At 44.6% G+C, this 13,703-nt stretch carries 7 protein-coding genes, 1 tRNA gene, 3 rRNA genes and 1 pseudogene; 5 read left to right on the forward strand and 7 right to left on the reverse strand.

Annotated elements, in window-relative coordinates:
* Nucleotides 1-229 precede the first annotated feature (229 nt).
* The 3 genes from gpmM (at nt 230) to SFRI_RS20675 (ending at nt 3,865) form a co-directional block, all read left to right on the forward strand.
* Nucleotides 230-1,771: a 2,3-bisphosphoglycerate-independent phosphoglycerate mutase gene (gpmM, locus tag SFRI_RS20665; RefSeq protein WP_011639426.1), complete on the forward strand. Its 1,542-nt coding sequence runs from the start codon at nt 230-232 to the stop codon at nt 1,769-1,771.
* 10 nt (nt 1,772-1,781) lie between these two features.
* The gene (locus tag SFRI_RS20670; RefSeq protein ID WP_011639427.1) at nt 1,782-2,915 is read left to right on the forward strand and encodes a murein hydrolase activator EnvC family protein; all 1,134 of its coding nucleotides are present in this window, start codon (nt 1,782-1,784) and stop codon (nt 2,913-2,915) included.
* A gap of 191 nt (nt 2,916-3,106) precedes the next feature.
* A complete protein-coding gene (locus SFRI_RS20675; RefSeq protein ID WP_041413261.1) occupies nt 3,107-3,865 on the forward strand; it encodes a divergent polysaccharide deacetylase family protein in 759 nt (252 codons plus the stop codon).
* On the opposite strand, the gene SFRI_RS20680 is transcribed toward SFRI_RS20675, so the two are convergent.
* Entirely contained in the window at nt 3,840-4,295 is a 456-nt protein-coding gene (locus SFRI_RS20680) for an Rrf2 family transcriptional regulator (RefSeq protein WP_011639429.1), read from the reverse strand. The two genes, SFRI_RS20675 and SFRI_RS20680, sit on opposite strands and share 26 nt — an antisense overlap.
* Nucleotides 4,296-4,330: 35 nt before the next feature.
* Nucleotides 4,331-4,582: a YkgJ family cysteine cluster protein gene (locus tag SFRI_RS20685; RefSeq protein WP_011639430.1), complete on the reverse strand. Its 252-nt coding sequence runs from the start codon at nt 4,580-4,582 to the stop codon at nt 4,331-4,333.
* A gap of 242 nt (nt 4,583-4,824) precedes the next feature.
* Between SFRI_RS20685 and rihA the strand changes: the two genes are divergently transcribed.
* Together rihA and SFRI_RS20695 are read left to right on the forward strand one after the other, a co-directional pair.
* Nucleotides 4,825-5,757: a pyrimidine-specific ribonucleoside hydrolase RihA gene (gene rihA / locus SFRI_RS20690; RefSeq protein ID WP_011639431.1), complete on the forward strand. Its 933-nt coding sequence runs from the start codon at nt 4,825-4,827 to the stop codon at nt 5,755-5,757.
* Nucleotides 5,758-5,968: 211 nt separating this feature from the next.
* Nucleotides 5,969-6,310: pseudogene (locus SFRI_RS20695) on the forward strand (transposase); the annotation flags it as partial.
* A gap of 116 nt (nt 6,311-6,426) precedes the next feature.
* On the opposite strand, the gene SFRI_RS20700 reads toward SFRI_RS20695, so the two are convergent.
* The 5 genes from SFRI_RS20700 to ccoG form a co-directional block, all read right to left on the reverse strand.
* A tRNA-Asp gene (locus SFRI_RS20700) sits at nt 6,427-6,503 on the reverse strand.
* 104 nt (nt 6,504-6,607) lie between these two features.
* Nucleotides 6,608-6,723 (reverse strand): 5S ribosomal RNA (gene rrf / locus SFRI_RS20705).
* 151 nt (nt 6,724-6,874) lie between these two features.
* Nucleotides 6,875-9,779: ribosomal RNA gene (locus SFRI_RS20710) — 23S ribosomal RNA — on the reverse strand.
* Nucleotides 9,780-10,170: 391 nt separating this feature from the next.
* Nucleotides 10,171-11,713: ribosomal RNA gene (locus SFRI_RS20715) — 16S ribosomal RNA — on the reverse strand.
* Together the 16S, 23S and 5S rRNA genes with 1 tRNA gene alongside form the textbook arrangement of a ribosomal RNA operon.
* A 525-nt stretch (nt 11,714-12,238) precedes the next feature.
* Entirely contained in the window at nt 12,239-13,666 is a 1,428-nt protein-coding gene (gene ccoG, locus SFRI_RS20720) for a cytochrome c oxidase accessory protein CcoG (RefSeq protein ID WP_011639433.1), read from the reverse strand.
* Nucleotides 13,667-13,703: the final 37 nt, after the last annotated feature.

Below are 13,703 nucleotides of genomic sequence, written 5' to 3' on the forward strand. Positions count from 1 at the left end.
GACTAAGATGAGATGGCCTCGAGTATATCGTTTTGCTCGGCAGTTTTCATTAAAGAAACACCTAAAATAAACGGTTTACGCCGAGTTATTCGTGACTCGCCCCTCGTTATCAGCTGCTTTAGTTATATCTTCAAACCTATATGCCTTTTGCACACTATCGATAAGTAGTAATATTCATACAATTGAAATTTTATAACACTTCTATTTTAACTTAATAAGGTACTTGCAAATGGCTAAAAAACGTCCACTCGCATTACTTATCCTTGATGGTTGGGGTTACAGTGAAGACACGCAAGATAACGCGGTTTTTCATGCAAACACTCCTGTCTTAGATAAGCTCAATGCACAATACCCTCACAGTCTTATTTCAGGTTCTGGTATTGACGTCGGATTACCCGATGGTCAAATGGGTAACTCTGAAGTTGGCCATATCAATATTGGTTCTGGCCGAATTGTTTATCAAGAACTCACCCGCATCAGTAAAGCAATTGCAGACCATGAGTTTGAACAAAACGCTGCACTTTGCGATGCTGTAGACAAAGCCATTGCCGCAAACGGTGCGGTGCACATTATGGGACTATTATCTGCCGGTGGTGTACACAGCCATGAAGAGCACATTGAAGCTATGTGCCGTATGGCTGTTGAACGCGGCGCAACGAAAGTGTATTTACATGCCTTTCTAGATGGCCGTGATACGCCACCCCGTAGCGCTAAAAATAGCTTGGTTCATTTTGATGAGCTATTTGCCTCATTAGGTCATGGCCGAACAGCATCAATTATCGGTCGTTACTTTGCCATGGATCGTGATAATCGTTGGGATCGCGTATCGCAAGCCTACGAATTAATTACCGAAGCTAAAGGAAAGTTTACTTATGCTTCTGCACCAGAAGCGCTTGAAGCGGCATATGCTCGTGATGAAAACGATGAGTTTGTTGCAGCATCTGCAATTGTTGATGCGCAAGGCGAAGCTGCCGTATTAAGCGATAATGATTCACTGATATTTATGAATTTCCGTGCAGATCGTGCTCGCCAAATCACTCGCACTTTCGTGAATCCAGATTTTGACGGTTTTAAACGTAATAAAACACCAAAAATCAACTTTGTGATGTTAACTGACTACGCTGCAGACATTAATGCTCCGGTAGCCTATCCATCAAGTGATTTAGTGAACACTTTAGGTGAAACCCTGCAAAACTTGGATAAAACCCAGCTGCGTATTTCAGAAACTGAAAAATATGCCCATGTGACATTCTTTTTCAATGGCGGTAAAGAAGAGCCATTCGAAGGGGAAGATCGTATTTTAATTCAGTCGCCTAAGGTCGCTACATATGATCTGCAACCGGAAATGAGCTCGACTGAATTAACCGATAAATTGGTCGCGGCGATAGAATCTACAAAATATGATGTGATCATTTGTAACTATCCAAATGGTGATATGGTCGGCCATAGCGGTAACTTTGATGCCGCAGTTAAAGCTTGTGAAGCGGTTGATGCATGTATTGGTCGTGTCGTTGAAGCATTAGCTAAAGTTGATGGCGAATGCTTGATTACTGCCGATCATGGTAATGCCGAAAAAATGAAAGATCCTTCTAACGGACAAGCATTTACAGCTCACACCAGTAACTTGGTACCGTTCGTTTATGTCGGTCGTGATGCCGTAATAAAAGATGGTGGACGCTTGAGCGATATTGCGCCAACTATGTTAACCTTGATGGGCCAAAGCATCCCCAAAGAAATGAGTGGACGCTGTATCATTGACCTTAAAGAGTAAACATTAACTCGTGATAACTCGTTTATTTATTAAAGCCAGCATTGTTGCTGGCTTTCTAATCTTTTCATTTACGGCAAATAGTGCTGATTTGTCTTCACGCCAGTCGGCTTTGAAGTCTATTCAAGCACAAATAAACCAACAACAAAATTCGCTCAAAGACACCTCAAGGCAACGCGAGAAGCTTATTGCGTTATTAAAAAGTGACGAGCAAGCGATTGCAAAAGCAGCTAAAAAAGTCAACCAATCACAAAATTCGTTGGCTGAAGTTAACGTCAAAATTAACGCTTTAGATAAACAGCAGATTGATTTAGCCAAGCTAAAAACAAGTCAGCAAGACACCTTATCAAAGCAGTTATCTAGCGCTTATTTAGCGGGTAATCATGACTACACTAAGATGATGCTTAACCAGCAAAACCCCGCCACTGTTGAGCGCATGCTGGCGTATTATCAATTTCTCAACAATGCCCGCATAAAAGCTATTCAACAACTCAAGCAAACTAGCATTGATCTTAATAAAGTTAAGCAACAGCAAGTGACTGCACAGCAAAAACTCAATGCTTTAGTGATAGATCAAAAGCAACAAGCGCTGCAATTAACCAAAGAGCAAGGCCAACGCCAACAAACATTGACTCAACTACAAAGAACCTTATCTAGCAAAGGGGCAGAATTAGAGCAGCTGCAAATAGAAGAGGCAAGTTTAAAACGTATAGTGCAACAAGCAATGCTTGCCGCAAAAGCCAATCCAACAATGGATGGATTAGTCAGTCAAAAAGCCAAATTAAAATGGCCAACTAACGGCAGAGTGAGTAAACGATTTGGTAGCAACCGTTCTGGACAAATTGTTTGGAAAGGGACAGTGCTTTCCGCACCTGAAGGACAAAATATTAATGCAGTGGCATCAGGAAAAGTTATTTATGCCGACTGGTTACGTGGTTTTGGTATGGTGTTAGTTATTGATCACGGCAAGGGTTATATGAGCCTCTACGGTCACGCCCAAACACTATTAAGACAACCTGGAGATATGGTGAAAACTGGCGAGTCGATTGCGCTTGTTGGTCGTTCTGGGGGACAAAGTGAACCAGGGCTTTATTTCGAAATTCGCAATAAAGGTAAGGCAGTCGATCCAGCCTATTATTGTCGTTAATAGCAAAACACTCACCACTGATATTTAATGGTTAAACGTATTACAGGGTATAGCGCTATGCCTTGCCAAAGAAAGCGGTAAACGGCCCGATTAATTAACACTATATCAACGACAATAACTGTGTTTATAATCACGCCATTATGTAGATATCATTGAACAATAAAACTCACACAACCAAGTAAGCTAAATTCGTGCGAAACCTACTATTACTCCTACTATGCCTATGTAGCATCATGCCCGCTACAGCGACTAAATTAGCCATTATCATTGACGATATTGGTTATCGCCTAACTGACGAAGCAGCATTGTCATTACCAAGCTCGATCACTTTATCGGTATTACCTCATACTCCGCTAGGACAAAAACTTGCGCAAGATGGTTATCATAAAGGTCATGAAATAATGTTACACCTGCCAATGCAAGCCTTAAATGGCAAAGCGTTAGGACCAGGAGGATTAACCAATGACATGAATGAGGCACAAATTAAACAACAGTTACAAAGCGCGTTCTCTAATATCCCATTTGCTAAAGGGGCGAATAATCATATGGGCAGTTTACTGACTCAAATGGATGAACCGATGTTATGGGTAATGCAGAGTTTAAAACAACAGCAGTTATTTTTTGTCGATAGCTTTACCACTAAATACACCAAAGCCAGCAGCAAAGCTATGCAGCTTGGAGTGCCATCACTGAGAAGACATATATTTTTAGATAACGACATTGGTGAGCGTGCACTTGAACGGCAATTCCAACAAATGATTACGCAGTCGAAACAACAAGGTAAGCTGGTTGTTATTGCGCATCCTTACCCAGAAACCATTCGATTTTTAAACGCTAATTTAGCTCGTTTAAACGATAATGACATCACATTAGTACCAACATCTCAATTATTTGATGACGTGAATGTGGCAGTAGCAAGTCATCCTAATCCAACTGCAACACTGAAATAGATAAGTCTGGTAGTGTAGATAAAATATCAGACTTATTGGATACAATATCAGCTAAAGTATATTGATCAAGCACAGCAAGATAAGCCGTAACAGCCTGACCCAACACGCCTTTTAATCGGCATATTGGCGTAAATCGGCAATAAGGAGATTCACAATCAATAGGAGATAATGAATGCTCTAAATCACGGACCAATTGTCCAATTAACACCTCATCAGCAGCTTTTGCCAATCTAAAACCACCGCTTTTACCTCTGACAGTTTGCAAATATCCCATTTTACCCAATTGATGGATAATCTTGGCTACGTGGTTTGAAGAAAGGTCAAAAACACTGGTGACTTCAGCTATTCGAAATAAATTTTCGCGTTCAGATTGCACTGCAAGATACATCAAAATGCGAATACCAAAATCTGTATATCGGGTTAATTGCATGATCTAAAATATCCAAGGTAAGTAATAAGCGCAGATTAGCATGTTGAAGACTCCAAATCAGTGATCAACCATAAAGCTTGTTCATTTGTCGTGCCGCACACATCAATACTTGCACTAAACTCAGCACAAACATCTGGACGTTCTGGCTGACCAAAAATCATACAAAGATTATCAGCGTTTAATTGAATACAACGCACCCCAGCAGGTTTCCCCATCGGCATGCCTGGTATTGCACTGGTGATAGAAGGCGCAATGCAGCAGGCACCACAACCCAAACGACAATCCATAACTTTACCCACTAAATAAAAAGCACTCTATTTTACAAGAATGCACTCATAACGACATGTTTAATTACATTATTGATATCGAGAATAATTGAAATAGTCGCCAAGCTAAGGCAAGTTACCCTCGAGCATTTCTTCAACCACTATGCCATTGTATATTAGATCACATTTTTAGTTCTTAAGCATTAAGCCTACAACAGTCATAGTGGTACATTATACCCTCTTATAGAATAAGGAAATTACCCATGAAACGTCCTGTAATTCTCGACTGTGATCCCGGTCATGACGATGCCATCTCACTTATTTTAGCGCTTAGTTCAGCAAAGCTTGATGTGTTAGCTGTTACTACCAGTGCAGGCAACCAAACACCAGACAAAACGTTAAACAATGCTTTACGTGTACTAACACTATTGGGACGTCATGATATACCCGTTGCAAGTGGCGCCCCTAAGCCTTTAGCTCGTGAACTGATCATTGCAGACAATGTACACGGCGAGAGTGGTCTGGATGGACCAAAATTACCCGATCCAGCCTTTGCACCTGTAGAGCAAACGGCTATTGAACTGATGGCCGATAAAGTGCGTAACAGTAAGCAGCCCGTCACACTTGTTCCAACGGGACCGTTAACTAATATTGCACTTTTTCTAGCTGCTCATCCTGAGTTACATTCAAACATAGATAGCATCGTACTGATGGGCGGAGCGGCAGGAGTAGGCAACTGGACACCAGCTGCTGAATTTAATATTTTTGTCGACCCAGAAGCCGCTGATATGGTATTCAAATCAGGCTTACCAATAGTAATGTGTGGACTAGATGTTACTCACGAAGCTCAGATAATGGATGAGGATATCGAAAGAATTAGAGCCATTAATAATCCTATCGCGCAATGTGTTGCTGAACTACTCGACTTCTTTATGATTTATCACCGCGACCCTAAATGGGGGTTCACTGGTGCACCACTACATGATCCTTGCACCATTGCATGGTTACTTAATCCATCACTGTTTACTGCCGTTGATTGTTGGGTGGGCGTTGAAACTAAAGGTGAATATACACAGGGAATGACTGTAGTTGATCGTTATCAATTAACCGGTAAACCACATAATGCAAAAGTATTGTTCAATATTAACCGAACAGGTTTTGTCGACTTTATCGTAGAACGTCTAAGCGATTACTAACAAACTCATGCCATGCAGATAAAAGTAACCTGCATGGCAATAATACCATTTACATTAAATATGTGATCTAATTGCTCGTCATTTCCTTACTTCAGTATCGATGAATAATCTCAATCTTGCAGCATTAGTTAAATCTGAGAAAAGCGCACGTAAACGTATGCGTTATCTCGCCTTACTTCATTTTACCGAAGGTCATTCTCGTACTGCTATAGCCAACAGTGAATATATGTGGGAGCATTTAACATTAATTTCAGAGGCTACCGAATCGGGTCGCCATGCTTTGGTTATCATGGATGGTGCAGGTTGGCATCAACAAGATCTGACTGAGGACTTTGATAACCTTAGTATCCTTAAGCTTCCGCCCTATTCGCCAGAACTCAACCCTATAGAACAAGTGTGGCAATGGCTTCGTCAGAATGAACTCGCAAATCGTTGCTTTAGTGGATATGACGATATTGTTGAGCAGTGTTCCATTGCATGGAATCGATTTATTGCAGAGCCGGAAAGGGTGATTCAACTATGTTCTAGACGGTGGACAAAATTGACCAATTAATTAATGTAAATGGTATAAATTAATGCAGCGCTTGTGGCTGTTGATATCTGTTCGGGCAAGGTTGGTAAGCTTCAGATACAAAAAAGCCTCGTCGTTAGACGAGGCTTCTATGTAATTGGCGGAGCGGACGGGACTCGAACCCGCGACCCCCGGCGTGACAGGCCGGTATTCTAACCAACTGAACTACCGCTCCTTTAGCAAATTGCTTGCGCACGATGCTAAATGCTTTTTAAGTCGCTAGTATGTCATAACTAGGAGACTTGCTCTTTCGAGCATCTCTTAACGAGATAATTAGGCGCCTGGAAATGACCTACTCTCGCATGGGGAGACCCCACACTACCATCGGCGATACTGTGTTTCACTTCTGAGTTCGGAATGGGATCAGGTGGTGCCACAGCTCTATGGTTTCCAGACAAATTTGTTTATCTAACGCACTAATTCTTCATTAGGCATTAAATAATAATTCGGAAAGCTGATTGCTTTTACTCTTATCAAGAGTCTTGAGTTCGCACTGTTTAAGCGCCTCATTCTAACACTAAGGTCAGTAAAACCCATCTGGGTTGTATGGTTAAGCCTCACGGGTCATTAGTACAAGTTAGCTCAACGCCTCACAACGCTTACACACCTTGCCTATCAACGTAGTAGTCTCCTACGGCCCTTTAGAGAGCTTAAAGCTCTAGGGATGACTCATCTTAGGGCTCGCTTCCCGCTTAGATGCTTTCAGCGGTTATCGATTCCGAACGTAGCTACCGGGCAATGCCATTGGCATGACAACCCGAACACCAGCGGTTCGTCCACTCCGGTCCTCTCGTACTAGGAGCAGCTCCCTTCAATCATCCAACGCCCACGGCAGATAGGGACCGAACTGTCTCACGACGTTCTGAACCCAGCTCGCGTACCACTTTAAATGGCGAACAGCCATACCCTTGGGACCGACTTCAGCCCCAGGATGTGATGAGCCGACATCGAGGTGCCAAACACCGCCGTCGATATGAACTCTTGGGCGGTATCAGCCTGTTATCCCCGGAGTACCTTTTATCCGTTGAGCGATGGCCCTTCCATTCAGAACCACCGGATCACTATGACCTACTTTCGTACCTGCTCGACGTGTATGTCTCGCAGTTAAGCTGGCTTATGCCATTGCACTAACCGTACGATGTCCGACCGTACTTAGCCAACCTTCGTGCTCCTCCGTTACTCTTTGGGAGGAGACCGCCCCAGTCAAACTACCCACCAGGCACTGTCCTCAACCCCGATAAGGGGCCAGAGTTAGAACATCAAAACTACAAGGGTGGTATTTCAAGATTGACTCCACTCAGACTAGCGTCCAAGCTTCAAAGTCTCCCACCTATCCTACACATGTAGGTTCAATGTTCAGTGCCAAGCTATAGTAAAGGTTCACGGGGTCTTTCCGTCTAGCCGCGGGTATACGGCATCTTCACCGCAATTTCAACTTCACTGAGTCTCGGCTGGAGACAGCGTGGCCATCATTACGCCATTCGTGCAGGTCGGAACTTACCCGACAAGGAATTTCGCTACCTTAGGACCGTTATAGTTACGGCCGCCGTTTACCGGGGCTTCGATCATGAGCTTCTCCGAAGATAACCCAATCAATTAACCTTCCGGCACCGGGCAGGCGTCACACCGTATACGTCATCTTGCGATTTTGCACAGTGCTGTGTTTTTGATAAACAGTTGCAGCCACCTGGTATCTGCGACTGCCGTCAGCTTAGGGAGCAAGTCCCATCACCAACAGCAGCGTACCTTCTCCCGAAGTTACGGTACCATTTTGCCTAGTTCCTTCAGCCGAGTTCTCTCAAGCGCCTTGGTATTCTCTACCCGACCACCTGTGTCGGTTTGGGGTACGATTCCCACTAACCTGAAGCTTAGAAGATTTTCCTGGAAGCATGGCATCAACTACTTCATCACCGTAGTGACTCGTCATCAGCTCTCAGCCTGTACATTAAAGTACGATTTCCCGGATTTGCCTAAGAAATCAACCTACCACCTTAAACGCGGACTACCAACGCCGCGCTAGCCTAGCCTTCTCCGTCTCTCCATCGCAGTTAGCGGAAGTACAGAAATATTAATCTGTTTCCCATCGATTACGCCTTTCGGCCTCACCTTAGGGGTCGACTCACCCTGCCCCGATTAACGTTGGACAGGAACCCTTGGTCTTCCGGCGAGGGAGTTTTTCACTCCCTTTATCGTTACTCATGTCAGCATTCGCACTTCTGATACGTCCAGTGTGGGTTACCCCTTCACCTTCAACCGCTTACAGAACGCTCCTCTACCGCGCACTTCTAATGAAATGCACCCGTAGCTTCGGTGGTATGTTTAGCCCCGTTAAATCTTCCGCGCAGGCCGACTCGACTAGTGAGCTATTACGCTTTCTTTAAATGATGGCTGCTTCTAAGCCAACATCCTAGCTGTCTAAGCCTTCCCACATCGTTTCCCACTTAACATACACTTTGGGACCTTAGCTGACGGTCTGGGTTGTTTCCCTTTTGACAACGGACGTTAGCACCCGCTGTCTGTCTCCCGAGTAGTACTCATTGGTATTCGGAGTTTGCAAAGGGTTGGTAAGTCGGGATGACCCCCTAGCCTTAACAGTGCTCTACCCCCAATGGTATTCGCTCGAGGCGCTACCTAAATAGCTTTCGAGGAGAACCAGATATCTCCGAGTTTGATTGGCCTTTCACCCCCAGCCACAAGTCATCCGCTCATTTTTCAACATAAGTCGGTTCGGTCCTCCAGTTGATGTTACTCAACCTTCAACCTGCCCATGGCTAGATCACTCGGTTTCGGGTCTACACCTTGCAACTAAACGCGCAGTTAACACTCGGTTTCCCTACGGCTCCGCTATTCGCTTAACCTCGCTACAAAATGTAAGTCGCTGACCCATTATACAAAAGGTACGCAGTCACGGTCTCAAGAACCGCTCCCACTGCTTGTACGTATACGGTTTCAGGTTCTATTTCACTCCCCTCACAGGGGTTCTTTTCGCCTTTCCCTCACGGTACTGGTTCACTATCGGTCAGTCAGGAGTATTTAGCCTTGGAGGATGGTCCCCCCATATTCAAACAGGATGTCACGTGTCCCGCCTTACTCGTTTTCATCTATGGTTAGTTTTCATGTACGGGGCTATCACCCTGTGCCGCTGTGCTTTCCAACACATTCCACTAACACCCCATAGACTTAAGGGCTAATCCCCGTTCGCTCGCCGCTACTAGGGGAATCTCGGTTGATTTCTTTTCCTCCGGGTACTTAGATGTTTCAGTTCCCCGGGTTTGCCTCACAACACTATGTATTCATGTTGTGATACATGCTTATGCATGTGGGTTTCCCCATTCGGATATCGTTAGCTCAAATGCTTATTACTAGCTCGCCAACGCTTTTCGCAAGTTATTACGTCCTTCATCGCCTCTGACTGCCAAGGCATCCACCGTATACGCTTGGTCACTTAACCATACAACCCAAATGAGTTTCACACCTTGAATTAACAAGAGAAGAGCTCTGGGTCATATCATGACCAGCTGGTTTTTACTTGTCTCACCTCCAGGGTAGGAAGTGGACTCGCCTTAGTTTTTTAGAATATTCAAGACACTTAAACAGTGTTTTGAGAACTCAAGTGTTAATGCTTTCGCATTAACGTTTTTCGCACTAACGTGATCACACAAACGACAACGAATCATCATTTATGCGCCTTTAGTTAGTACTATCAGCTTTCCAAATTGTTAAAGAACAACACTTAACCGGCAAACGGTGTGTTTCACTCTACTTCCGAAGAAGTTAACAAGTAATCTGTGTGAACACTCACATGCATCTCTGCACTTTAGGTATTGAGTTAGTCGTATAGGTAAGGAGGTGATCCAGCCCCAGGTTCCCCTAGGGCTACCTTGTTACGACTTCACCCCAGTCATGAACCACAAAGTGGTGAGCGTTCTCCCGAAGGTTAAACTACCCACTTCTTTTGCAGCCCACTCCCATGGTGTGACGGGCGGTGTGTACAAGGCCCGGGAACGTATTCACCGTGGCATTCTGATCCACGATTACTAGCGATTCCGACTTCACGGAGTCGAGTTGCAGACTCCGATCCGGACTACGACGTACTTTGTGAGATTAGCTCCACCTCGCGGCTTTGCAACCCTCTGTATACGCCATTGTAGCACGTGTGTAGCCCTACTCGTAAGGGCCATGATGACTTGACGTCGTCCCCACCTTCCTCCGGTTTATCACCGGCAGTCTCCCTAGAGTTCCCACCATTACGTGCTGGCAAATAAGGATAGGGGTTGCGCTCGTTGCGGGACTTAACCCAACATTTCACAACACGAGCTGACGACAGCCATGCAGCACCTGTCTCACAGTTCCCGAAGGCACAAGTCCATCTCTGGTCTCTTCTGTGGATGTCAAGAGTAGGTAAGGTTCTTCGCGTTGCATCGAATTAAACCACATGCTCCACCGCTTGTGCGGGCCCCCGTCAATTCATTTGAGTTTTAACCTTGCGGCCGTACTCCCCAGGCGGTCTACTTAATGCGTTAGCTTGGGAGCCCAGTGACTAAGTCACCAAACTCCGAGTAGACATCGTTTACGGCGTGGACTACCAGGGTATCTAATCCTGTTTGCTCCCCACGCTTTCGTGCATGAGCGTCAGTCTTTGTCCAGGGGGCCGCCTTCGCCACCGGTATTCCTCCAGATATCTACGCATTTCACCGCTACACCTGGAATTCTACCCCCCTCTACAAGACTCTAGTTCGCCAGTTCCAAATGCAATTCCCAGGTTGAGCCCGGGGATTTCACATCTGGCTTAACAAACCGCCTGCGCACGCTTTACGCCCAGTAATTCCGATTAACGCTCGGACCCTCCGTATTACCGCGGCTGCTGGCACGGAGTTAGCCGGTCCTTCTTCTGTAGGTAACGTCACAGTAATAGTTTATTAAACTATTACCTTTCCTCCCTACTGAAAGTGCTTTACAACCCGAAGGCCTTCTTCACACACGCGGCATGGCTGCATCAGGGTTTCCCCCATTGTGCAATATTCCCCACTGCTGCCTCCCGTAGGAGTCTGGGCCGTGTCTCAGTCCCAGTGTGGCTGATCATCCTCTCAGAACAGCTAGGGATCGTCGCCTTGGTGAGCCATTACCTCACCAACTAGCTAATCCCACCTAGGTTCATCCAATCGCGGAAGGCCCGAAGGTCCCCTCCTTTCCCCCGTAGGGCGTATGCGGTATTAGCAGTCGTTTCCAACTGTTATCCCCCTCGACTGGGCAGATCCCTAGGCATTACTCACCCGTCCGCCGCTCGTCACCTCAGGAGCAAGCTCCCTTGTGTTACCGCTCGACTTGCATGTGTTAGGCCTGCCGCCAGCGTTCAATCTGAGCCATGATCAAACTCTTCAATTAAAGTTTTTTGAAACCCGAAGGTTTCGGCTCAATGAATTCTGATTGCTTTATCAACCGAAGCTGACAAAGTCTTTGTACATATTACTATGAACATTCATCGTTGCATTGAGTTTAAATTTTTTGATTGCCAACATTCCGAAGAACAGAAGACAATTTCGAATAACTCAATACCTGTGAATGTCCACACAGATTTCTTGTTTAGATTGTTAAAGAACGTTGATATCAATTTTTCAGACATCACCATAAGACGCTAGGTCGTTGGCTTGGGGTGCGTATTCTACGCTTTCCCGTGTTGGCGTCAAGTGTTTTTTCAAACTTTCTTTTCACCGTTGTAAACTTCAATTTGAACCTTACAACCTGTCAGCGACGTATGCCGTGTCAGTGGTTGCGCATTATAGGGAGCTTAATTATTTGTGCAAGCATAAATAGGCTAAATATTGCAAAAACATGACCGAGAGGTGCTTTTTCAATCGAAAAGAACAAAAAAGGGACTATCCGTCCCTTTTTAGGCTATTTCACTCGGTTCTAATCACCAAAGAATCGAGTTTCCTGTTTTATTTCTATTGGGCTACCATCTATTTGTGCAGTTATTTTGATATCGATTTTAGTGATACTTCTCTTCAACTCTATAGGATCAACTGCAATACTAATTGGCAGGGTTAATACTTCACCAGCTTCTATCGATACATGCTGTGGGCCAATCCATCTGGCATTAGGCAAACCTTCGACGCTTAGTTCGTATTCTTGTGGTTGCTCTGTTTTATTGAGAATTTTAATCGTAAAGGTATTTTCTGTATTGCCCTGGTTATTTTCTCGATAAAGTGAGTTTCTATCTCTAATGACATCCATACGTACCGGAGCAATCGTTGCGCTGGCATAAATGAATATTAGTATCATCGCAGTCAACACCACACCGTAACCAACTAACTTAGGTCGCAGTACCTTTTCTTGCACACCATCAAGTTTGTTTTCTGTTGTGTAACTGATTAACCCTTTATCGTATCCCATACGTTCCATAGTGTTATCGCATGCATCGATACAAGCACCACAGTTAATACATTCGTATTGCAGACCATTACGAATATCGATTCCAGTTGGGCACACTTGTACACACAAGTCACAGTCAATACAGTCGCCTAAACCCATCTCTTTAGGATCTTGTTTACGTGTACGAGGACCACGGGTTTCACCACGTTGAGTGTCGTAGCCTACAATATAGGTATTCTTATCAAACATGGCAGCTTGGAAGCGGGCATAGGGACACATGTGAATACACATGATCTCACGCATCCATCCGGCATTACCGTAAGTAGCAATAGTGAAGAAAACCACCCAAAAATATATCCCGCCACCTGCATTAAGGGTAAAGAAGTCAATATAGAGCTCACGACTTGGAACAAAGTAGGATACAAACGTAGTGGCTGTTAATAGTGATATTAATAACCAAGAGGTATGTTTTGCTGTTTTACGCCAGAGTTTATTCACACTCCACGGCATTTGGTCAAGCTTGATACGTTTATTACGCGCGCCTTCAAACTTTTCTTCAAACCATATAAAGATGAAGGTCCACACTGTTTGTGGGCATGTATAGCCACACCACACTCGGCCTAGATAAGTGGTAACGAAAAACAGCCCAAATGCGGCTATCATAAAGAGTGCGGCAAGCAAGGTGAGATCTTGTGGCCAAATAGTTAAACCAAAGACGTGAAATTTTTGCTCAGCAAGATTAAACCAAACGGCTTGACGGTCTCCCCAGGGTAACCAAGGCAGAAGTAAGAAAAATAACATGGCTATCCAACCCATATAACGTCGTAAGGTTGTCCATAAGCCATCGACAGCTCTTACGTAAATACGGTTGCGCGGATTGAAGCGGTCTGCTTTACTAGCATCAGGTTGATGGATTTGAATACGTTGTTGTTTGGAAAAGTCCTTGGAGTTGGATTCTGTCGTCATGTTACAGCCTTACTGCTTTAATATTGAACGATAACTA

This window comes from Shewanella frigidimarina NCIMB 400, assembly GCF_000014705.1.
In the GTDB taxonomy this organism is placed as follows: domain Bacteria; phylum Pseudomonadota; class Gammaproteobacteria; order Enterobacterales; family Shewanellaceae; genus Shewanella; species Shewanella frigidimarina.

What these genes read in the sequence shown, in the direction of transcription:
- SFRI_RS20685 (WP_011639430.1), bottom strand. Translation starts at nt 4,582, where the DNA reads ATGGATTGTCGTTTGGGTTGTGGTGCCTGCTGCATTGCGCCTTCTATC.
- ccoG (WP_011639433.1), bottom strand. Translation starts at nt 13,666, where the DNA reads ATGACGACAGAATCCAACTCCAAGGACTTTTCCAAACAACAACGTATT.
- gpmM (WP_011639426.1), top strand. Translation starts at nt 230, where the DNA reads ATGGCTAAAAAACGTCCACTCGCATTACTTATCCTTGATGGTTGGGGT.
- SFRI_RS20680 (WP_011639429.1), bottom strand. Translation starts at nt 4,295, where the DNA reads ATGCAATTAACCCGATATACAGATTTTGGTATTCGCATTTTGATGTAT.
- rihA (WP_011639431.1), top strand. Translation starts at nt 4,825, where the DNA reads ATGAAACGTCCTGTAATTCTCGACTGTGATCCCGGTCATGACGATGCC.